This is a genomic window from Marinobacter sp. NFXS11 (assembly GCF_040148675.1).
Lineage (GTDB): Bacteria > Pseudomonadota > Gammaproteobacteria > Pseudomonadales > Oleiphilaceae > Marinobacter.
The window spans coordinates 1408461-1431018 of record NZ_JAGDDV010000002.1 but is presented as its reverse complement, the minus strand read 5'-3'; the positions used below and the strand labels follow the sequence as shown (position 1 = coordinate 1431018).

The 22558-nt window shown below is 58.3% G+C and carries 18 protein-coding genes and 1 tRNA gene; 15 read left to right on the top strand and 4 right to left on the bottom strand.

Annotation, left to right across the window (positions count from 1 at the left end):
* Positions 1-308: 308 nt before the first annotated feature.
* From J3362_RS15570 to pgi, 6 genes are read left to right on the top strand one after another with little or no spacing between them, the layout of a single operon-like run.
* Entirely contained in the window at positions 309-653 is a 345-nt protein-coding gene (locus J3362_RS15570; RefSeq protein WP_349520873.1) for a hypothetical protein, read from the top strand.
* A complete protein-coding gene (pcnB, locus tag J3362_RS15565; RefSeq protein ID WP_349520871.1) occupies positions 646-2010 on the top strand; it encodes a polynucleotide adenylyltransferase PcnB in 1365 nt (454 codons plus the stop codon). The genes J3362_RS15570 and pcnB overlap by 8 nt, the downstream gene beginning before the upstream one ends.
* 2 nt (positions 2011-2012) lie before the next feature.
* A complete protein-coding gene (gene folK, locus J3362_RS15560; protein ID WP_349520870.1) occupies positions 2013-2507 on the top strand; it encodes a 2-amino-4-hydroxy-6-hydroxymethyldihydropteridine diphosphokinase in 495 nt (164 codons plus the stop codon).
* A gap of 58 nt (positions 2508-2565) precedes the next feature.
* Positions 2566-3360, top strand: a complete 795-nt coding sequence (gene panB, locus J3362_RS15555) for a 3-methyl-2-oxobutanoate hydroxymethyltransferase (RefSeq protein ID WP_349520868.1) — start codon at positions 2566-2568, stop codon at positions 3358-3360.
* Positions 3357-4205 (top strand): pantoate--beta-alanine ligase, encoded by an 849-nt coding sequence (panC, locus tag J3362_RS15550; protein ID WP_349520866.1) that lies wholly within the window; start codon positions 3357-3359, stop codon positions 4203-4205. Before panB ends, panC begins: the two co-directional genes overlap by 4 nt.
* Before the next feature lie 23 nt (positions 4206-4228).
* A complete protein-coding gene (pgi, locus tag J3362_RS15545) occupies positions 4229-5890 on the top strand; it encodes a glucose-6-phosphate isomerase (RefSeq protein ID WP_349520865.1) in 1662 nt (553 codons plus the stop codon).
* On the opposite strand, the gene folK (J3362_RS15540) is transcribed toward pgi, so the two are convergent.
* Both folK (J3362_RS15540) and folB read right to left on the bottom strand, forming a co-directional pair.
* Positions 5873-6397, bottom strand: a complete 525-nt coding sequence (gene folK, locus J3362_RS15540) for a 2-amino-4-hydroxy-6-hydroxymethyldihydropteridine diphosphokinase (protein ID WP_349520863.1) — start codon at positions 6395-6397, stop codon at positions 5873-5875. The two genes, pgi and folK (J3362_RS15540), sit on opposite strands and share 18 nt — an antisense overlap.
* Complete coding sequence (gene folB / locus J3362_RS15535; protein WP_349520861.1) at positions 6397-6753, bottom strand: dihydroneopterin aldolase; 357 nt, start codon at positions 6751-6753, stop codon at positions 6397-6399. Before folB ends, folK (J3362_RS15540) begins: the two co-directional genes overlap by 1 nt.
* Positions 6754-6893: 140 nt before the next feature.
* On the opposite strand from folB, the gene plsY reads away from it, so the two are divergent.
* Positions 6894-7484: a glycerol-3-phosphate 1-O-acyltransferase PlsY gene (plsY, locus tag J3362_RS15530; protein ID WP_349520859.1), complete on the top strand. Its 591-nt coding sequence runs from the start codon at positions 6894-6896 to the stop codon at positions 7482-7484.
* Between the two features lie 3 nt (positions 7485-7487).
* On the opposite strand, the gene tsaD is transcribed toward plsY, so the two are convergent.
* The gene (tsaD, locus tag J3362_RS15525; protein WP_349520857.1) at positions 7488-8543 is read right to left on the bottom strand and encodes a tRNA (adenosine(37)-N6)-threonylcarbamoyltransferase complex transferase subunit TsaD; all 1056 of its coding nucleotides are present in this window, start codon (positions 8541-8543) and stop codon (positions 7488-7490) included.
* Positions 8544-8780: 237 nt separating this feature from the next.
* Here tsaD and rpsU point away from each other — a divergent pair, with 237 nt between their 5' ends.
* The 8 genes from rpsU to J3362_RS15485 all read left to right on the top strand — a co-directional run bounded on the left by rpsU (position 8781) and on the right by J3362_RS15485 (position 20737).
* Entirely contained in the window at positions 8781-8996 is a 216-nt protein-coding gene (rpsU, locus tag J3362_RS15520; protein ID WP_007153483.1) for a 30S ribosomal protein S21, read from the top strand.
* Positions 8997-9145: 149 nt separating this feature from the next.
* Entirely contained in the window at positions 9146-10873 is a 1728-nt protein-coding gene (dnaG, locus tag J3362_RS15515) for a DNA primase (protein WP_349520854.1), read from the top strand.
* A gap of 133 nt (positions 10874-11006) precedes the next feature.
* The gene (rpoD, locus tag J3362_RS15510; RefSeq protein ID WP_349520852.1) at positions 11007-12854 is read left to right on the top strand and encodes an RNA polymerase sigma factor RpoD; all 1848 of its coding nucleotides are present in this window, start codon (positions 11007-11009) and stop codon (positions 12852-12854) included.
* 96 nt (positions 12855-12950) lie between these two features.
* Positions 12951-13027: transfer RNA gene (locus J3362_RS15505), tRNA-Ile, on the top strand.
* 199 nt (positions 13028-13226) lie between these two features.
* Positions 13227-14564, top strand: a complete 1338-nt coding sequence (gene aupA / locus J3362_RS15500) for an alkane uptake protein AupA (protein ID WP_349520850.1) — start codon at positions 13227-13229, stop codon at positions 14562-14564.
* Between the two features lie 12 nt (positions 14565-14576).
* Positions 14577-17804, top strand: coding sequence for an Ig-like domain-containing domain (locus J3362_RS15495; protein WP_349520848.1), 3228 nt, complete (start codon positions 14577-14579; stop codon positions 17802-17804).
* 157 nt (positions 17805-17961) lie between these two features.
* Positions 17962-20256: a molybdopterin-dependent oxidoreductase gene (locus J3362_RS15490; protein WP_349520847.1), complete on the top strand. Its 2295-nt coding sequence runs from the start codon at positions 17962-17964 to the stop codon at positions 20254-20256.
* 19 nt (positions 20257-20275) lie between these two features.
* Positions 20276-20737: a DUF2489 domain-containing protein gene (locus J3362_RS15485; protein WP_349520845.1), complete on the top strand. Its 462-nt coding sequence runs from the start codon at positions 20276-20278 to the stop codon at positions 20735-20737.
* Between the two features lie 337 nt (positions 20738-21074).
* Here J3362_RS15485 and J3362_RS15480 read toward each other — a convergent pair whose 3' ends face one another.
* Entirely contained in the window at positions 21075-22439 is a 1365-nt protein-coding gene (locus J3362_RS15480) for an aminoacyl-tRNA deacylase and HDOD domain-containing protein (protein WP_349520844.1), read from the bottom strand.
* Between the last annotated feature and the right edge of the window lie 119 nt (positions 22440-22558).

The window sequence follows — 22558 nt, the reverse complement described above, 5'->3', positions numbered from 1 at the left end:
CAGTTGTTACCCCATGTTCCTGTCGGTAACACTCCTCACGAAAGTAACGTGATCTCAGTAACACTTAGGTTGAATACGGGGTAACACTTATGGCCTACAAAATCGTAAGACCCTGTTAATAAAAGAAATCTAAAAACTGGCACATGGACTGCAACCTATTTGGCGCACAACAACAAAAACAAGAGTGACAAAGCAGCGCAAACAACAAGAACAAAAAGCTGCGGAATGCGTTCGGTAACAAAAACAACAACAGAACGTAAGCGAACTGAGTGTTTTGGGTACTTTGCTTTTTAGTGGTTCCACGGCACGTGCGAGTTGTAGATGTAGAGAAGAATCGCCTCAGAGGTGACGCTACAGCTACTCCAGACCCGCTCGATGTCTCTGACCGCTCTGTGTATTCAAAGCTTTCCGTTTGCACTGCTGAGATGCCCCTTAATGGGGATATGCAGTGGGGTACAAAAACCAAGAAAAATCCCGGCAAAAACAAAAACAATGCAGATCGTCAACGCTTTGAGGGCGGATTCGTGAGAACGGATCCGCCTTTTGATTATCTGGGCTCCGGAACGGTAATCCACGGCAAACGTGTGCAAATCCTGCTCAAACCGTTAAACTCTCGGTTTTTGCTCATCGCAACCACGGATTTCAATGCCTAAACGACTCGTCGACAAACTCCGTTCCTTCATGCCCGGCAACGGAAAAAAGAAAGCCCGCACCTACCAGCGACGGGAAATCCCCAGGGACCAGCACAACGTCTCCCGCTCGGTAATCAGCGAACCTGCCAAGAAAGTTTTGCATCGCCTGAACAAGTCAGGCTATGAGGCTTACCTGGTGGGAGGTGGTGTCAGAGATATCCTGCTGGGCGGAAAGCCCAAGGATTTTGACATTGCAACCAATGCCACACCGGAAGAAGTTCACGACCTGTTCCGCAATTCCCGTTTGATCGGACGGCGGTTCCGGATTGTCCATGTGGTGTTTGGCCGCGAAGTGATCGAAGTGACTACTTTCCGGGGCAACGCCGCGGAAGCCGATACCGACACCGATGATGACGATCGCAGGACCAGTGAACACGGCCTGCTGCTGCGAGACAATGTCTACGGCAACCAGGAAGAGGACGCACTACGTCGCGACTTCACCGTCAATGCGCTGTACTACTGTATCCGCGATTTTACCGTGATCGATTTTGCCAATGGCATCGAGGATCTTCGCAACCGCCAGCTGCGCCTCATTGGCGACCCGGAAACCCGCTATCGGGAAGACCCGGTACGGATGCTTCGCGCTATCCGCTTTGCGACCAAACTCGGCTTTGACATCGAACCCGAGACCGAAGCTCCGATCGGGGAATTGGCTCCCTTGTTAACCCATATCCCTCCGGCCCGTCTGTTTGAAGAAGTGCTCAAGCTGTTTTCAGCCGGCCATGGTGAGGCAACCTACGATCTGCTCAACCGTTATGACCTTCTTGAGCCACTGTTTCCGGAGACCGCCCGGGCTATCGAGAACGGAGAACCGGATGAGCTGATTCGCCAGGCTCTCAGAAACACAGACGCCCGTATTGCCCAGGGCAAGTCGGTCACACCTTACTTCCTGTTTGCCGCCATGCTCTGGCCGGCACTCCAGGCGGAGTGGCATCGCAGGCAGGATAACGGTGACCCGGTCCAGCCGGCACTGCACGGCGCCATCGGAAAGGTGATTGGCCGCCAGGTGCAGGCAACCTCGATTCCGAAACGTTTCTCCGGCCCCATGAAGGAAATCTGGGAACTCCAGATGCGCCTGCCCCGCCGACAGGGCAAACGGGCCTTTGCCACCATGACTCATCCACGGTTCCGCGCGGCTTACGATTTCCTGCTGGTTCGCGAGGCGTCTGGCGAGATTGAACCCGGGCTTGGCCAATGGTGGACCGAGTTCCAGCAGGAGGACGAGCGGGGCCAGGAGCGAATGCTCTCGGAACTAAGCACCGATGCGCCCAAGAAGCGGCGCCGCCGCCGCAAGCCGGTCAAACGCCCGGCTCAGTAACGATGGCAGACGTCTTTATTGGTCTTGGCAGCAACCTGAAAGACCCTGCTGCACAACTTGCGCGGGCAGTCTCCGCGCTGGCCACCCTGCCGGAAACGGTTCTGGTTGCCCAATCGCCGTTTTATGCCAGCCGCCCGGTCGGTCCCCAGGACCAGCCGGACTTCGTCAACGGTGCGGTATGGCTCAGGACCTCTCTGCCACCACATCAACTGCTTGACGAACTTCAGAACGTGGAACAACAGCATGGCCGGCAGAGGCTTAGGCACTGGGGACCCCGAACGCTCGATCTGGACATACTGCTCTTCGGCGATCAGGTGTTGGACGACGAGCGCCTCACCATCCCCCATCGGGAGCTGCGGAACCGGGACTTTGCGCTCCAGCCCCTGCTGGACCTGAAGGCCGACCTGACTCTGCCAGACGGCACCCCCATTACCGAACTGCGCCGCCAATGCCCCGACAACAGCTTGCGCAAGCTTCCACCGGCGGATTACCCTTAACACTTCAATGCCGATACCCCGGCACGCCAGGCCCATCCACCCAAAAGGCAAGGATTCTATGGCTGTTACCATCAATACCCTGCGTGAATTCAAGCAGAAGGGCGAAGCCTTCGCTGCCCTTACCTCCTATGACGCCACCTTTTCCCAGGTGGTCAGCGAAGCGGGCGTTCACGTAATCCTGATTGGCGACTCCCTCGGCATGGTGCTCCAGGGGCATGACAGCACCCTGCCGGTGACCATGGACCAGATGGTGTATCACGTCAGCTGCGTGTCCAAAGGAAACCGTGGGTCCCTGATCATGGCCGACATGCCCTTCATGAGTTACGGCACGGTTGAGTCTGCCCTGGAAAACGCTGCGGAACTGATGCGCGCTGGCGCGCACATGGTAAAGCTCGAGGGCACGGACTGGATGAAAGAAACCATTACCGCTCTGACCGAGCGCGCCGTACCCGTGTGCGCACATCTGGGCCTGACGCCGCAGTTCGTCAATAAATTTGGCGGCTACAAGGTCCAGGGCCGTGACGAGAAAGCGGCGGAGATAATGATCGAGCACGCCTGCGAGCTGGAAGCCGCCGGCGCCGATGTCATCCTTCTGGAATGCGTCCCTGCGCCTCTCGCGGCGCGCATCGCCCAGGCTGTTAAAGCACCCGTCATCGGGATAGGGGCGGGACCGGATACGGACGGCCAGATTCTTGTCTTGCATGACATGCTCGGCATTACCACCGGCCGCAAGCCGCGATTCGTCAAGAACTTCCTGGCCGAGACAGATTCGATACAGGAAGCCCTGCAGGCCTACGTGAAAGCCGTAGGCGAGCGCACATTCCCCGCTGAGGAGCATACGTTCAAGGCATGAGAACCGTACATTCCCTGAAAGAATTGAGAACCATCCTCCGCGGCTACCGGCAGCAGGGCAAAACCATCGGCCTGGTACCCACCATGGGCAACCTGCACGAGGGCCATATTTCCCTCGTGCGCAAAGCAGCGGAGATGGCGGATGTGGTGGTTACCAGCATCTTCTTGAACCCGATGCAGTTCGGAGCCGGCGAAGATCTCGAGACCTACCCGAGAACCCTGGCTGAAGACCAGGACAAGCTCGCCTCGGCCGGTAACACACTGGTATTCGCGCCCTCCGCCGAGGAAATCTATCCGGAAGGGCTGGCAAGTCAGACCCAGGTGGTCGTGCCGGATGTCAGCGATGGTCACTGTGGCGCCAGTCGCCCGGGTCACTTCGAGGGCGTAGCCACGGTGGTCACCATGCTGTTCAATATGGTGCAGCCGGACTTCGCTGTATTCGGCGAGAAGGATTTTCAGCAGCTGGCCGTGATCCGGAAAATGGTCCGGGATCTGATGATCCCTGTGGATGTGGTGGGCGGCCCCACGGTGAGAGAGGACGACGGCCTGGCGAAAAGCTCGCGCAATGGTTACCTGACGCCCGAGGAACGGCAGATTGCGCCAGCGGTCTACCAGACGCTGCAGGCTACTGCCGCCAAGATCACCGATGGTCGTACAGACTTCCAGGCCCTGGAAAGCGAAGCTGAGCAGAGTCTCGGGGACGCAGGGCTCAGGCCGGACTACTTCAATATCGTCAACAGTCAGACACTCAAACCGGCCACGGCTGAGGATCGGGAGATTACCATCCTGACGGCAGCATTCCTGGGCACCACCCGCTTGATCGATAACCTGTCCCTGACCCGATAAGCCAACAGAAAAAGGAACCTCTGATGCCCGCACATCCTGCAGTACTGACCTCGAAACCCGAATGGCAGACACTGAAGGAACATCGGCAACGCCTGGACGGCGTTCTCATGAAGGACCTGTTCAACCAGGATCCCGGGCGGGCAAAGCGTTATTTCATTGAAGGCGCAGGGCTGTCACTGGATTTTTCCAAGAATCGGATCACTGACGACGTGCTCGACGCGCTTCTGGCGCTGGCCAGCAGCTGCAACCTGGAAGCACGGCGGGAGGCCTTGCTCAGCGGAAAGAGAGTCAACGTTACCGAAGATCGCCCTGCCCTTCACACGGCATTGAGAAACCCGGGAACCGACGCCATCACCGTTGACGGCGAAAACGTGGTCGCCGAGGTGCAGCGCACCCTGCAACGCATGGAAACCCTGGTGGATGAGGTGTTGGGCCAACACCGCACCGGGTACACCGGCAAGCCTTTCACCGATGTGGTAAGCATCGGTATCGGCGGCTCCTACCTGGGCCCGAAGCTGGTTGGCGAAGCCCTTCAGCCCTATGCCCAGGCCGGCATTCGCTGCCATTACGTGGCTAACATTGACGGCACCGAGATTTGCGAGGCACTGCGCCAGGTCAATCCGGAAACCACTCTGTTCCTGATCCAGTCCAAGTCATTCCGCACCCAGGAAACCCTCGAGAACAGCAAAGTCGCGAAACAGTGGTTTCTGGATCATTGCGGGGATGAACAGGCGGTCTCGCAGCATTTCATGGCCGTGACGGCCAATGTGCCGGCGGCGCAGGACTTCGGCATCGATCCGGAGAACGTCTTCCCGATGTGGGACTGGGTGGGCGGTCGTTATTCACTGTGGTCAGCCATCGGCCTGCCTATTGCCTTTAGCGTTGGCATGGCCAACTTCCGTGCCCTGCTGGCAGGCGCCCATGCCATGGACCAACACTTCTGTGATGCGCCATTGCCGGAGAATCTGCCGGTGGTGATGGCCATGCTGGGCATCTGGTACACCAATTTCTGGGCCGCCGAGACCCACGCGATACTGCCCTACGATCATTACCTGCGCAGCCTGCCAGACCACCTCCAGCAGCTGGATATGGAAAGCAACGGCAAGAGCGTGACGCAAGCGGGCGCCCCCGTCGCCTGGCAGTCCGGCCCGGTGATTTGGGGCGGCGTCGGTGCCAATGGCCAGCACGCCTATCACCAACTGATCCACCAGGGCACCCGCCTGATTCCGGCGGACTTCATCATACCCCTGAAAACCCACAACCCGGTGGCCACCCATCACGCCGACCTGTTTGCCAACTGCCTGAGCCAGTCCAGGGCCATGATGGCCGGGAAATCAGTGGAAGAAGCCAGGGCCGAGCTGAAAGCGGAAGGTCGGGATGAAAGCGAGATTGAACAGCTTGCGCCACACAAGGTGATCCCCGGCAACAAGCCAAGTAACACTCTGACCATGGAGAAGGTGACACCCGAGACTGTGGGCGCGTTGATCGCGCTCTACGAGCACCGCACCTTTGTGCAGGGGGTTATCTGGGACGTGGATTCGTTTGACCAATGGGGTGTGGAACTCGGCAAGCAACTGGGTAAAGGCATCCTGCCGCGGCTATTGGGCGAGGAAGATGGCACCCAGGCCAGCGACAGCTCGACCGATCACCTCATCGAGCTGTTCCGCTCAACCGGCAGCGTGTGAAATCTGCCGACCCTGCCAGCTGAAGCCCACCGGCCAGAGCTTCTGGCCGGTGTCGTACTCCCGCCATAGCTCGCCATAGGTTTTGCCGCACACCGGGTGCTCCGCTTCAGGCGCTATGTCGGCCAGTGGCCGAAGCACGAAAGCGTTTTTCAGGATTTCACCCCTTGGCAGTTCAACGCCATCGATGCGCCCGACGGCACTGCCATAGGTGAGAATATCGAGGTCCAGCGTTCGCGCACTGAATTTAGGCACATCCCGACGCCGGCCGTTGTCCGCCTCCAACTGTTTGAAACGCTTCGAAAGCTCGGCAACCGACAGGGACGTATCCACGCCCACTACGAGGTTCAGGAAGGGAGAGCCATCAAACCCGACCGCTTCGCTGTCGTAGACCGGGGAGATGATCAGCTCGCCAAACCATGCCGAGAGCGCATCGAGCGCTGCCCTGACGTAGCGTTCCCTGTCGACATTGCTGCCAATACTGATGTAAACCCGAACGGCCGCTGCCATCACCGGACTCCCCTCTCGATTTGCACACCCACCGCCTGTGCCGCAGGTACGGCCCCCGGCTTGCGTATCGCCAACCGAAGCCACGTGATGCCAAATTCATCCTGCAAGGCTTTGGCGAGCACCTCAGCGCCGTGCTCAAGCAGTTGCGGCCTGAGTGCCTGCAGACAGGTCTCCACCCGGGCACTGACGGCCGCATAATCCAGGGCATCGGCGACATCGTCTGTTCGACCCGGCACCTGGTTATCCCAGGCCATTTCCAGATCGATCACCAGGTCCTGGGTGACTTCCCGCTCCCAGTCATAAACGCCGACCACAGTTTCCACAACGAGGCCTTCGATCAATACAGTGTCTGCCAAGGGTACTCCGGAGTTCTTCCACTCTTTGGTGATTGAATAACGCACAACCAGGGGATACTGTGAAGAGCATGGCCCGCGTTTTCAGGGCGGGCATTTTCGCACATATTGGTTGTATACGTCTTTGATTCCGAGCCCACAGCATGTTTCCCAGTGACCCGGTTTTAACGGTTTTACTCTGCGCCGCCGCTTACCTGGCAGGCTCGGTGCTGTTTGCCCTGCCGGTCTGCCAACTCTGGAAACTCCCGGACCCACGGGCGCAGGGTTCGGGCAACCCCGGCGCAACGAATGTCTACCGAACCGGCGGGTGGCCGCCAGCGCTACTCACGCTTGCGCTGGATGCCGCGAAAGGCTGGTTACCCGTTTGGCTGGCTCATGCCGGCGGTCTTTCCGTTATGGTTCAGGCTGTCGTTGCCCTGTGCGCCGTCACCGGCCACATGATTCCGATTTTCTATCGGTTCAAGGGTGGCAAAGGGGTCGCGACGGCGCTCGGTGCTGGTCTTGCGCTGGCGCCAGTCACAACGCTGATGATGGCCGCGATCTGGATGCTGGTAATCTGGCGCTGGCGAATATCCGCCCTCGCCTCGCTGGTAGCCATTGCCTCCGGCCCGCTGATCAGCGCCTTCCTTGAACCGGAAACCCTGCCACTGTTCGGCCTGCTCGCGCTTTTAATTGTGGTTCGCCACCGCAACAATCTCATCCGGCTCGCCCAAGGACGGGAAGCCGGGCTTTGACGATCAGTCCACCAGGCCGGTTGAGCGAGTCTCGTTGATGGGCGGCAGTGTGTTCATCGGCCATCGGGGCACTGCCACAATCCGCTCACCGTCCTGCTGGCCGGCCTTCATGCGCTGGGCACCGGCGTAGGCGATCATTGCACCGTTATCGGTACAGAATTCCGGGCGGGCGTAAAACACATGAGCGCTGAGCTTGCCCGCCATCTTCTCCAGGCCCGCCCGCAGGCGTTTATTGGCGCTGACACCCCCGGCAATGACCAGTCGCTTGCAGCCTGTCTGTTCCAGAGCCCGACGGCACTTGATGGTAAGTGTATCGACCACGGCGGCTTCAAACGCCAGTGCGATATCCGCCCGGGTCTGGTCATCCAGTCCGCCTGCCTCACGTGCAGCATTGACGGTATTGAGAGTGAAGGTTTTCAGGCCGCTGAAACTGAAATCCAGGCCGGGCCGGTCGGTCATTGGCCTCGGGAACCGATAACGACCCTCGGTACCGTTTTCTGCCAGTGCCGCCACCCGGGGGCCACCCGGATAGTCCAGACCGAGCATCTTCGCCGTCTTGTCAAAAGCCTCACCGGCGGCATCGTCCACCGATTCACCCAGCATCTCGTACTCGCCAATTCCATCCACCCTTACCAGCTGGGTATGACCACCCGAGACAAGCAATGCGACGAACGGAAACGCAGGTGGATTGTCTTCCAGCATGGGCGCCAGCAGGTGGCCTTCCATGTGGTGCACGCCCAACACAGGAATACCCAGGGCAAACCCCAGCGAATGGGCTACGGCTCCCCCGACCATGAGCGCGCCAACCAGGCCCGGACCCGCAGTGTAGGCAATTCCCTCTATATCGGCACGACCTTTACCGGCATCCGAGAGCACCTGATCGCACAGGGGCAGGAGCTTGCGAACGTGGTCCCGGGACGCCAGTTCAGGGACGACACCCCCGTAATCAGCATGCATGTCGATCTGGCTGAACAGGGCGTGCCCCAGCAGGCCCGCTTCGGTGTCGTAAAGCGCTACGCCAGTCTCGTCGCAAGAGGTTTCGATACCTAGAATCAGCATAATTTCGGGCCACATTGGTTGGCGGAAATGAAAACGACGCGCATTTTAGCAGAAACCCGAAACCCACTGGCAGATTCATCGAACAAACATTGACCTTGCCATAACGCAGGCGCTATCATTGCCGCCCTAAAATATGCACTGGTCGAGTTTTAGCCAATCTGACCAGGGATCGAGAACCGGTCTGGCTCGCCAGACGGACAAAATTGAAACCGAATCTATCAGGTAGGTGATTTTCGAATGCCAGCTGTTAAAGTGAAAGAGAATGAACCGTTTGACGTAGCACTGCGTCGCTTCAAGCGTTCCTGCGAAAAAGCAGGGGTACTTTCCGAAGTACGTCGTCGTGAGCACTATGAGAAGCCGACCGCTGTTCGTAAGCGCAAAGCAGCCGCTGCCGTTAAGCGTCATCTCAAGAAGCTTCAGCGGGAACAGCGCAAGTTCGAGCGTCTGTACTAAGTTTTATCTGACGCCGCTTGACTGCAAAGCACTGATTGCCTGTTCAGCCGCAGGCTGCACAGAGCGACTCAAAAATGCCGCCGAGGCCTGGCTTCGGCGGCATTTTTGGCTATTGGCCAACTCCGATGACGGCCTGATGTGGAGCCCCCATGAGCGGACTGATCCCTCAACAGTTTGTTGAAAATCTGCTGGATCGTATCGACCTGGCGGAACTGATCGGTTCACGCATCACGCTCAAGAAGGCCGGCGCTAACTACAAGGCCTGCTGCCCGTTCCACGACGAGAAAACACCCTCGTTCAACGTTCGGCCAGACAAGGGCTTCTATCATTGTTTCGGGTGTGGCGCCCATGGCGATGCCATCAGCTTTGTCAGGGAGTTTGAAGGCCTGGGTTTTACCGAGGCGGTCGAGGAACTGGCCAAGCGGGTTGGTCTCGAAGTGCCCTACGACCGGGCCGCAAAGCAGGAAATCCAGCAGGCGCGAACGCTGACCGATGCACTGGACTTTGCCAGTCGCTTCTATCAATCAGCGCTTAAAGGCCAGCAAGGCGCCTACGCCCGGGACTACCTGCAACAACGGGGCCTGGACAACGCCATCATCGAGCAGTACCAGGTGGGCTATGCGCCTTCCACCGGCACGGCACTGTTTGATGTTGCCAGCAAGGACCTGCAGGGTCCGCTGATTGAAACCGGCACGGTTTCCGACAAGTACGGCAGACCCAGGGACCTGTTCCGCAACCGGGTGATGTTCCCGATTCGCAACAGCCGGGGCAGAACCGTTGCCTTCGGCGGCCGCACCCTCGGAGATGACAAGGCGAAATACATCAACTCCCCGGAGTCGGATGTGTTTCACAAGAGCCGCGAGATTTACGGGCTCTTCGAGGCAAAGCAGGCAATCCGGCAGCTGGACAAGCTGCTTGTGGTTGAAGGCTACATGGATGTGATCGCCCTCGCCCAGCACGGCATTCACTATGCGGTGGCGACGCTGGGCACGGCAACGAACCAGGACAGTCTTACAGCGCTGTTGAAACAGGTAAGACACATCGTGTTCTGCTTCGATGGCGACCAGGCCGGCTTCCGGGCCGCGGACCGGGCCATGGAGAATGCACTGGAACTGATGGCCGATGGCCTTCACCTCCAGTTCCTGATGCTGCCCCAGGGCGAGGACCCGGACACCCTCGTGCGCAAGGAGGGGCCGGAGGCGTTCCAGAAGCGCATCGAAGCGGCAACGCCTCTGTCACGGTACCTGTTTGACCGGCAGAGCGAAGGATTGGACCTCCAACTGCCGGAGCACCGGGGCGAACTGCGAGCCAGGGTTGAACCTCTGCTCAACAAGATGCCCCGAAGCACCCTTCGGGATGCCATGTGGCACGAGATGCTCCGCCTTTGCGGTGGCCGGAACCAGTGGCAGGGCCGCCAGCAGGGGCAGAAAGGACGCTGGAACGGCCAGCGACGGGACCGGGTTTCCGAAGATCGGATTGATGTGAAGCTCAGCAAGGACAGCATTCTGTGCCTTGCCCTGCTGGAAGCACCGGACCTGGCCACCGAAGTGACCGAACTGGCCCGCGGCTCCCGGCAATTCAATCAGGCCAGGAATTTTGCCGAGTGGATTCTGGCCAACGACATCCGGGACCGGAAAACCCTGGTGCGTACGCTGGCACTGGATACAGGTGCTCGTGAGCGCTTTTACCACCTGTTTGACGGGATCGAGCATATTCCCGCGCGGGAGAGCACACTAGCCGCCGCCCGCGAGCTTCTGAGTCCGAACGAAGAGGCATCCCGCCAGCAGCGGCTTGCCACACTATTGAGAAATCTGTCGAACCTCACGACCGAGGAACGACAGGAGCTGAGAGCCCTGAGCAGTGGCACCGGGGACTAGCAGCACTTGAAACTTGAGGCACTGATCACCATCTAACCTTTGAGCCTAGGCTCCTTGGTGGCAGAGCAACTAAGCGACAGCTATAATGGCTGTTTAACTTTTTTCCTTCTAAAAGCGAGTTTACAGGGTGTCTATGTCAGGCAATTCGCAAAAATCACGTTTGAAAGACCTCATTGCACGAGGCAAGGAACAAGGTTACCTGACTTACGCCGAGGTAAACGACCACCTCCCGGAAGACATCGCCGATCCGGATCAGGTCGAAGACATCATTCGCATGATCAACGACATGGGTATCCAGGTGTGCGAAGAAACACCGGACGCCGATACCCTGCTGATGACCGAGGGCGACTCCACCGCTGACGAAGCCGCCGCCGCTGAAGCCGCCGCCGCTCTGGCCGCTGTAGAAACCGACGCTGGCCGCACCACGGATCCTGTGCGCATGTACATGCGCGAAATGGGCACCGTCGAGCTGCTGACCCGCGAGGGCGAAATTGTCATCGCCAAGCGTATTGAGGAAGGCATCCGCGATGTGATGGCTGCGGTCGCCCACTTCCCGGGCACCGCCGGCACTGTGATTCAGGCTTACGACCGCATTCTCGAAAACGAAGGTCGCATCAGCGACATCGTAACCGGCTTCCTCGATCCTGACGACGCCGAGCCGTTTATGGGTGAGGACACCACAACCGAAAGCTCTGATGACTCCGACTCGGATTCAGACGATGACGACGACTCCTCGGAAGAAGAAACCGATAACGGCCCGGATCCGGAAGAGACCCGTCTTCGGTTCGAATTGCTCAACGAAAAGCTGGAGGCCGCGAACAAGGCCCTGGCGAAGCACGGTCGGTCCGACAAGAAAACCCAGGAAGCCCTGAACGAGCTGGGCCAGGTTTTCGCACCGTTCAAACTCGCCAACAAGGCATTTGACGAGCTGGTCAACGTGGTTCGCTCCACCAACGACCTGGTTCGTGAGAACGAGCGCGCGATCATGCAGATCTGTGTTCGCGAGTGCAAAATGCCCCGCAAGGACTTCATCAAATCGTTCCCGGGCAACGAGACCAAGCTGGATTGGGCCGAGAAAATCTCGAAGAGCAAGAAGCCTTACGCAGCGCCGATGGCCGAGCGTATTGACGAGATTGTGCGCCTGCAGAAGCGTATCCAGAACGTGCAGACCGAAGTGGATCTGGACGTTGCCGACATCAAGGAAATCAACCGTCGCGTGTCCATCGGTGAGGCCAAGGCCCGCCGCGCCAAGAAAGAGATGGTTGAGGCCAACCTGCGTCTGGTTATTTCCATTGCCAAGAAGTACACCAACCGCGGCCTGCAGTTCCTGGACCTGATTCAGGAGGGCAACATCGGCCTGATGAAGGCCGTCGACAAGTTCGAGTACCGCCGCGGCTACAAGTTCTCGACCTACGCTACCTGGTGGATTCGTCAGGCCATTACCCGCTCCATTGCGGACCAGGCCCGCACCATCCGTATTCCGGTGCACATGATCGAGACCATCAACAAGCTCAACCGGATCTCTCGCCAGATGCTTCAGGAGATGGGCCGCGAACCCACACCGGAAGAACTTGGCGAGCGCATGGAAATGCCCGAGGACAAGATCCGCAAGGTATTGAAGATCGCCAAAGAGCCGATCTCCATGGAAACACCGATTGGTGACGACGAAGACAGCCATCTGGGCGACTTCATCGAAGATATCCAGGCCCTCTCCCCGGTGGATTCCGCCACCGCAGAAGGCCTGCGCGAAGCCACCCGCTCGGTACTGGCCGGCCTTACCGCCCGCGAGTCCAAGGTGTTGCGCATGCGTTTCGGTATCGAGATGAACACCGACCACACCCTGGAAGAAGTCGGCAAGCAGTTCGACGTCACCCGGGAGCGGATCCGTCAGATCGAAGCCAAGGCTCTGCGCAAACTGCGTCACCCGTCACGCTCCGATCACCTGCGTGGCTTCATCGACGATCAGGGCAATCAGGGATAATTTCCCAAACAGTAGCGGGCGCCACACCTCACCGGTATAATGGCGCCCGCTTTGTTTCCCCTCAGGAAACACCTTTCAAAACAGCGTTCGCTGAACGGGCCTATAGCTCAGTTGGTTAGAGCAGGGGACTCATAATCCCTTGGTCGCTGGTTCGAGTCCAGCTGGGCCCACCATTCCCTGTGTTTGTTTTCAGTCCAATACATGTTCAAGTCATGACAATCGCTTGTCGATACATGGTTCTGCCGCCCTTCATTTTCGTCAAAAAAGCCAACGTCCCCCAAAGACAAGCCGAATACACTAGCTCTTGAACAAAAATACCAGTCGCCCTTTCGCGGCCCGAGTATAAAAACAACGAAGTAATGGAGTGTATCAATGGCTTTTTCCTCCCGTTCCCGGTCAAGGGCATTTTCTCTTGCAATCGCCACCGCCTCTGTCGGTTTCTCCGTTTCCGTTCATGCCAGTATGGGAAACATCGGCACCACTTATGGCGTGATGCCCGTGGATGTTGCTACAGCTCAGTCACTGTCCATGTTCAATGACCAGGTGTCAGCCACCTATTACAACCCTGCCTACCTCACGAAAGACGAGCGGGGGGAACTGACTGCCGGCATTCTGCACTCCGAGCAGGAGCTGCGTTCTGCGAATCCGAATGCCAACGGCGACATCCTTGCCAACTCTCCCAGCCAGCACGTGCTGATCGGCATGAAAACCAATCTGGGTTCGTTGACTCGATTCAAGCACCCGATCTATCTGGGTTTCATTGCCGGAGTCGAGAAATACGGTAAGGAAATGCTGGCCTTCGATTCCCAGACCTCGGAGAACGGGCAGTTTCTCAAGTATGGCAAGGAGCCCCTGTTCCTGAACATTGGTGGTGCAACGCCACTATGGCGCGGAATCTCGGCCGGGGCGTCGGTGCGGGTCACACTGGATGCCCAGGCGAACCTTGATGCGGTCTCTACTCTCGGTGGTGAAACCAGCCGCGAGCGCCTTGCAGTCAATGCCGAACCTTCGCTCAAAACGATTCTTGGCACCAATATCGATCTTGGAAGCACCTTTTGCCCTGAGAGCGACTGTTTCCTGAACGGCTGGGAAACCGCGTTCACCTATCGCACCAAATCAGCAGCCTCCACGTCGGTGGACTCCAACATCATTGTTACCCAGACCATTCCTGATCCCGGCCTCAGCCTGGCGGTATCGACCATTGATTCCTTCCAGCCGGAAACCTTCGGCTTTGGCGCTCAATACAAGGGCGAAAACTGGCGGATTGGTGGCAGCGTCGAGCAGCAAAACTGGTCCGAGCTGGAAAACGAATTTTCCTCCGATACGATCAAGGACCAGCAGTCCGTTGCACCGGGCAGCCGGATCAAATTCGACGACGTGCTCGTTCCACGAATCGGCGCCGAGTATGCCCTCAACAAGAACTTTTCCGTGCGGGGCGGCGTTGCCTATGAGGAATCACCGCTCAAGTCTACCCGCAACCCCGAGATCAATTACCTCGATACCGACAAGATTGTCGTGGGCCTCGGCCTGAGCGCCACCTACGACCGCACCCGTCTGCTGGCCTACCCCGTCCGCCTGGACATCGGTTACCAGTACCAGCAACTGCAGGAGCGCGATTTCACACTGGTGGATTTTGACGGCAACGAAACGCCGGTTACTGCAGACGGCGACGTTCACGTTGTCAGCGGCTCCATCACCCTGAAGTTTTAAGGAGGGCACGCCATGAAGTACAACAACACACTGGCACTGATACCCGCCCTGTTACTGGCCGCCTGTGGTGGCGACGAACAGACCATGAATGAGAAAGCCTCCCCCGGCTCGGTGGTGTATTCCTACCCGGCTGATGGCCAGGCAGATGTCAGCCCGAAAGCGGACATTGTTCTGCGCTTCAGCCATGCGTTGACCGATGAGGACGCAGATCTCCAAAACAAGATTCTGCTGCAATCTCAGGGACAGTCACTGCCCTTTTCTATCAGCCGGATTGACGGCGGTAAAAGCCTGCTGCTGTCTCCCTCGTCGGAACTCGACACGCTCGGCGACTACACGGTGACGTTCAGCGAACCGCTGGCTGCGGAGGGCGGTCGCCAGATCGACACCCCCAACGCGGTCGGCGATGTCGGCATCCAGTTCGAGACTCGGGGAAGTTTCTCCGGGCCAGCAAGCATAACCAACTCGGCCGCGGATTTTGGTATCGCCTGGCAAGTTCCGGCAAACAACAGTCCGTTCGAGGCCATGAGCTTCTCCACGTTCCGCCTGGCCATGACCCACCCGATCCATCCGGACTGGAAGGCTCTCGGCGGTTCCATCCAGCTGCTGGATAGCAACGGAGAGGTTGTTCCAGCGATGGTTCTGGTGAAAGGCAACCGGATAACGGTGGACCCTTGTCTGGTCGAGGAGCCCAGGAACTGTGGCAGCAAGGACGATGTCCTGGACACCAGCCAGACCTATACCCTGCGTCTGGAAAACCTGGCCAGCCTGACTTCGCCCGAAGCGGACCGGTTCAGTGAGGAGATCGCATACACGCCCCGCGAGACAGGCCCGACGGTCGTACTTCAGCAGTCTGCTGTTGATTCCGGGTTGGCCGCAGGTACTGCGGAACAAGACGTCACCCGATCCGTCCTGAACGGCCAGGTCATTAACGGCGTCACGCTCAATTCGGTGCTCCAGGGCGAAGCAGGCCCCTCCCAACAGACCGGCGACCTGTTTGCAGAGCTGGCTTATGCGCCGGCATTCGAGGCTGATGAGGCACTTCCGCTGCGTATCGCCCGGGGCAGCGTGTTGAACAGTACCAGTCTGGATGTTCTGGTTGGCGGCGAGGTTCCTGTGCTGGACGCCGCGACCGGCCAACTTCAGACCACTGGCAACATCAAGGTCACTATGTTGTCAGACGCATCCGGGTACCTGAGCCCCAACCCCTACACCGATGACATTAACGCGCCCAGACATATCACGCTCTTTATGGATGTCTCCATGAACACCGAAAATGCCCAGCCCAACGCAGCGCTCTCTCAGGATCTGATGGGGGTCGAGTTGCGCGGCATCGCGCTGGTGCAGGATGGTGTATTGACCATCGATGCCATCGGAATGGTGGAACCAAACCTTCTCGGCCAGGAATACACCGACTCGACCATCGCGTTCCATCTTGAGGCGGCCACCGATGCCGATTCGGTTCTGGACGCCGAGCTACTGCGCGAGCTGGACAGCACTGCGCCCAGCCTTATCAGCTGGATGCCCGGACCGGACAACGCCATTCCGGATACGCGCCAGTCCATGCAGCGCCCCGGGGATCCGGTCATTCTGTTCTTTGATGAGCCCCTTGCCGCGGACTCCATTGATACCGGAATTTCTTTGTTCGCGGATGGTGTTCCTGTTGAGACACTAGAGACACAACTGGACGGAACTGCCGTTATCCTGAATCCGGGCGAAGGCCTGCGCCATGGCGTTGCCTACGAAGTCGTCATCGATGGTTTGACCGATCTGGCCGGCAACCCAGCCACCGCGGCACCGTTACAGTTTTCACTGGATGATATTGGCGGCTCCACTGTAACTCGGCGCCCTGCCCTGGCCCTGACCACCTATCCGGGCTACCCCTGCGAAACCGATCATAGTCTGCTGGATCTCTCCGCCGGCGTACTGGGACAGTGCTATTCCGATGGAGGTGTGGGTGACACTCTACCGGTCAGCACCATGCCGTCAGATCGCCCCATTACCGTTGTCTTCTCCAAGTCCATGGACCTGGATTCCATTATTCAAGGCGACACGTTCATCGTTGAAAAAGTGAGGCAGGAACCAAATGGGTCTGTCACGGTTCTGGAAAGCAACGTACCTGGCCGGCTTGAGAAGAATCTCCAGCGGATCCGGTTCTACCCGGACCAGCCCTGGGAAGCCGACGCACACTATCGGTACACCCTGAAGTCATCGGAGGGTGCAGGAACCTGCGCGGCTGGAAGCTACACCTCAATTTGCGATTCCGATGGCCTGGCGCTGAAAACCGACCTGCTTGAAGGGCTTGATGACGGAGATGGCAACAACGGACCGGACGACATGGTGATCTATTTCACCGGAACCGAACCTCTGGACAGCGTTTTCACACCTCTGCGAAACCTGCCAGTTCGCGACACCAATGCCAACTTCATTGTCGACTGTGACTCCAACACCAACCCGGACTGTCTTGAGCCTTTTGACCACGAGGGCAGCGACGCTGATGGCTGGGCCGCTTCAGCCAATTCAACCAAACTGAGGGTCCGCAATAACGAAGCATCAGCCTCTCCGCCCGTGATTGTCGCCAGTACCGCCGATGCGCGGGTTGGCTGCGAGACCGGCGAGCGTTGCCCCAAAGATAAGTTCATCTACCAGACCTACGCCCTCAACACGGAAGTTATTGGCCCTGGCGTTTATGAGCCAACCGGCGATGAGGGGATTCTGGTGAACCTGTATCCCACGCAGTTGGCGACCACATCGATCAGTGTGTTCACAGAGCTTCGTGTTTTTGGATTTATCCCACTCCAGGAGGAGTCCATTACCAATACCCAGGTCCTCCGCATGCGCTATGCCAAGGACGACCCGGCGTGTTCCGGCCCGGGCTGCAGCCGCTCTGGCCTGATACCCGGGGTAATAACAGAGGGTGAAAATGGCCAGCCGGTCTTCAAGACCCGGGCCGAATTGATGCTCGATGCGCCCGATATGGAAATCCCGCTAGGGGGCCGCCACGACCTGTACGGTCGGGAGTTTGTGCTTGAACTGGAGGGCAATATCACCTTCTTCGATGACGGCCGGATGCAGATTGAGCAACGCAACTCCAACCTGGTCGACATTAATGTCCGGGCGCGGGCACTCGGGGTACCTGGCGGCGAAATCGTGACGATTGATCTGCCCCTGCAAATCCCTGAACAGGGCGTCTACCTCAACTTCATTTCCAACCCGGTCAAAGAGATCCCGGCAGAGCAGTAAAAGCTCTGGAACCATTGCAAAGGGCCAGCCTACGGGTTGGCCTTTTTTGCACTGGGCTCAAGCGGTGGTTATTTCCCCATCCAAGCCATTTACTGCTAATCTGGTTGCAGATTGAAACTGCTATAGCAAAACAACAACCCTTCAGGAGAGCCCCTTCATGGAAAACGGCACCCACTATCGTACCTGTCACCTTTGCGAGGCCATGTGCGGTGTCGCGATCGAAATGAAGGACGGCCGGATTGCTTCCATCAAGGGCGATGAGAATGATCCGCTCAGCCGGGGGCATATCTGTCCGAAGGCGGTTGCGCTTCAGGATCTGCACGAAGATCCGGACCGCCTGAAAAAGCCCATACGCAAAACCGGGACCGGGTGGCAGGAACTGGAGTGGGCGGAGGCGTTTGACCTGGTCGCCGAAAAGCTCCACCAGACCCGCCAGGACCACGGCCGCAACAGTATCGGCGTTTACCTCGGCAACCCGAACGTGCACAACCATGGCTCTCTGGTTGCCACCATGCCATTGCTGCGGGCCATCGGAACCCAGAACCGGTTTTCGGCAACGTCCAACGATCAGTTGCCTCACATGCTCGCCAGTCTCGAGATGTTCGGGCATCAGGTTCTGTTTCCCATTCCCGATATCGACCACACGGATCTGTTTATCTGCATTGGTGCCAATCCCATGGCGTCCAATGGCAGCCTGATGACGGTTCCGGACTTCCGCGGGCGACTCAAGGCCCTGAAGCAGCGCGGCGGCAAGATGGTTGTGGTGGACCCCCGCCGCACCGAGACCGCAAAGCTGGCCGACGAATTCCACTTCGTCCGGCCCGGAAGCGATGCCCTGCTGATGATGGCCATGGTGCATACATTGTTTGAAGAAGGTCTGGTGGATCCCGGCCCGGCGGAAAGGCTGGTGAGAGACGCAGACCTTCTGCGCCTGGCCGCCCTCAGCTTCACCCCGGAAGCGGTCAGCGCACACACCGGCATTTCCGCAGAGGACATTCGTGCCCTCACCCGACAACTCGCCACGACGCGAAAGGCAGCTCTTTACACGCGCATGGGAACAAGCACCCAGACCTTTGGCGGTGTGGCAACCTGGCTGGCCTACTGCCTCAACATCCTGACCGGAAAACTGGACCTGCCCGGCGGCGTTCTGTTCTCGCAGCCGGCGATTGATCTGGTAGAGCTTGGAGCCATGGCCGGTCAGAAAGGTCACTTCGGCAAGCGCCATAGCCGCGTCAAGGGGCTGCCTGAATTCGGCGGAGAATACCCGGCCAGCACGATGGCCGATGAGATGTTAATTCCAGGCGATGGGCAGATCAGGGCTTTTGTCACCGTTGCCGGCAATCCCGTTCTCTCCAGCCCCAACGGCCGGCGTCTGGAGGAAGCCCTGGGCGGCCTCGACTTCATGGTCTCGGTGGATTATTACCTCAACGAAACAACTCGGCATGCGGATATCATCCTGCCCCCGACCGCGGCGCTGGAACGCAGTCACTACGATCTGATTTTCAGCATGTTTGCGGTGCGCAATTTCGCCAAGTACAGCGAAGCACTGTTCGATGCCGGCCCGGGTGCCCGCCATGACTGGCAGATTCTACTGGAACTGGCCCACCGGCTGGAAAAGCTCCGGAAAGGCGGACAACTGCCACTGCGGGCGGAGCTCGGCTGGCGTGCCTTCAAGCAGATTGGGCCAGACCCGATCCTTGATCTGCTCTTACGATCCGGCCCCTATGGCGCCGATGCCGGGCGTGCGCGGGGTTTGCTGCAGCCTGCGGTCGATCTGGTGATGGATATCCTGCCGAAACGACACCCGCTTCGTGGACTGGCCAAGCTCAGCCCCCTGAACCGCCACTGGCAGGAGCTACCGAAAGGGCTTTCCCTGAGTGCCCTGAAGGACAACCCGAACGGCGTCGATCTGGGCCCTCTCCAGCCATCCCTGCCTGAACGCCTGTTCACCCGCGATGGCAAGATCAACCTTGCGCCAAGGCGCTACCTGGACGACCTTGGCAGGCTGCACGAGGCCCTGGCTGCGCCGGCCGGCGACTCCCTGCAACTGATTGGCCGGCGCCACGTCCGGAGCAACAACTCGTGGATGCACAACAGTCAGCGGCTGGTTAAGGGCAAGGACCGGTGCACCCTGATGATTCATCCCAAAGATGCCAGCCGCCTGGGTTTGCAGACCGCTGACTCGGCAGAAATATCTTCGGAATCGAGGCAAATTGTCTTGCCGGTGGAGATTACCGAAGATGTCATGCCCGGCGTGGTATCCATTCCCCATGGCTGGGGCCATGACCGCGACGGCACTGGCCAGTCGGTGGCGGCTGCCCATGCCGGTGCGAGCATCAACGACTTGCTCAGCGACGGTCGAATTGATCCGCTCTCCGGCACTTCCGTATTGAATGGACAGCCCGTTACTGTCAAAGTCTGGCGCCCGGAGCGCCAACGCAAACGGGCCTGATTCATAAAAGGAGCCGAAAATGCCCCAGTGGCTGCAGTGGAGTCTGATTATTGCCGGTCTCATCGCCATCGTTATGCTGGCGGTCTTCATCCGGCGTCAGATGGGGCTGCTTTCGGAAAATCGCAAACGCCAGGCCAAAGCCGAGGCGTTCCAGACCAACCGCAGAAAAGACATGATCCGCAGTGTTCATGTTATTGCGATGGCGGTTGAAGAGGATCAGATCGAATACTCGGAAGCCTGTCTGAGACTCAAGGGCCTGCTCGATCACATTGCTCCGGAGTTGCTGGAGCAGTCACCTTTCAGGGTATTTCAGGAAGTGCATGACCAGTTGCAGCACATGCCCACGCACCGGGCACGGCAAGCAACGGAGACAAAGTTTGTGGACAAAATGGACAAGGAACGTTTCGAGGTGGAACAGAGGCATGCCGATGCAATTCGCCGAGCCGCAACCGCTATCCGGCACCATTCCTTTTCAGATTAACGTCAGCCATTGACGCATCCACGGAATTGGTCAGACCTTATTTTTGTAACGATTTGTAACTGGACGATCAGCAAAAAGGATAATTTAGCTCGTCAAATCAAAAGGTTCTGACGCGCTGAAAAACTGACACGGCGATCATTCCTTCCAGGTTACAACTGTTGACTTTTCTTTTCTCGATCAGGGTCTAAATTGAAAACAGGGAGGCACCTATCATCTGCGGCAGGTGCCACCTAACGTTGTTTTCTCCTGATAAGTTTGGACGACTCTGCAATAAAGCGGGTGAGCTTGCCGGCCTCTGGGCCGGCTTTTTTTGAGTCAAAATATGGGAATGCTGACCTTACTGGCTCATCATGCCGGCCATGGCCATAACGCTGTCCTTGCTGTTCACCAGCTCGTCGAACTGCTCTTCAACCTGTTCCCGATTCAGCCCCAACTCGTCATAAAATGACTGGCTGACGTCTTCCCCCGCACCCAATGCCACGCCACGGGCGGTCAACAGCTGCCGGCCCAACCAGAGCAACCGGGCATAAACGCTGTGGCTGCCATCGTAAGACGGGTTTTTCTGATAACGGATCGCCAGGGTAACCTCATCCGGCATGCCCCAGTTTTCCATCAACTGGGCCGCAATCTGTTCCCGGGTGATGCCAAGAAAATAATGCTCGGTGACTGAGGAATCGATATCTGGGTTCACCTCAAGGGAACGGCACACCAGCTTGAAATGAGGTGGAAAAACCTGCGCAAGCACCAGATGGCCAAAGTTGTGGAGGAGACCGCCAAGATAGGCAAGGCCGAACACCGGCCGCTCGCCCCGTGGCATCATGCTGGCCAGGATGCCGGCTGACTGGGCCTGCCAGATCGCCTGCTGCCAGTAATCCACGTAGCCGTCTGGATGATCCTGTGGCTGTTTGAGCGCCCGCCCGAGGGAAAGCCCCATTGCAAGGTTCATCACCAGATCAAACCCAAGCACCCGGGAGACGGCGTCGTGCACCGACTTCACCTGGCCCGCTGCCGCATAGAACGACGACGAGGCCCAGCTTACCACCTGCGCTGCGAGGCTTGGATCGCTCTCCACAATATCCACCAAATCGCCCATAACGGCGTTAGGATTAACCCGAAGATGGATAATCCTCTGGGCGGTTTCCGGCAACGGCGGCAGCTCCAGGGTGTCTTCAAGCCGTTGCTGTATTCTCAGGCTGGTAAACTTTTTAATGGCGGAATGAAATTGCTCCCGGTCCTTGCCGTGGTCATCAAGGTTAACCTTAATGGACTCCGGAGCAACGGCAAAGGAACGCCTGTCGGCCTTGTCCGTCAGGGCCCGGAAGTCCTCTGCAGGCATGACCATCGCCAGATTCTGCTCGCCCAGTTCCAGGGCGACCGAGGGCAGCTCATCCACGCGTTCATCGACCACGGTTGGCCAGCCTGTCAGTGATGGCAATGCCGGGAGTGCCTTGAGGCCAGCCCTCTCCCGAACCCGCAGCTGCTCGCGACGCTTCATCAGTCGCAGGTCCCGGCCCAGTTGCTTGTTCAACTGCTCCAGGTCAATCAGATCGTCGCGGCGGCAGATTACCTGAAGGTTCCCTTGCTCATCATTGAGCAGAACCATTCGCAACAGTTCTGTCCGGCTCGCCTGGCCTGCATCCCTTAGCGATACACCAGCTGCGGTCTCGCCCAGGGCCTGCTGAACTGCGACAGGTAATTCCATAAAGTTCTCCCGAATATTGCTGTTTTCCGTCGGATAATCCGAGTGAGAAAATCACATTAAATTCAGTATAGGGCAAAGAAATGGCCCTGACGTTGACTGAACTCTATTTCCAAAGCGAT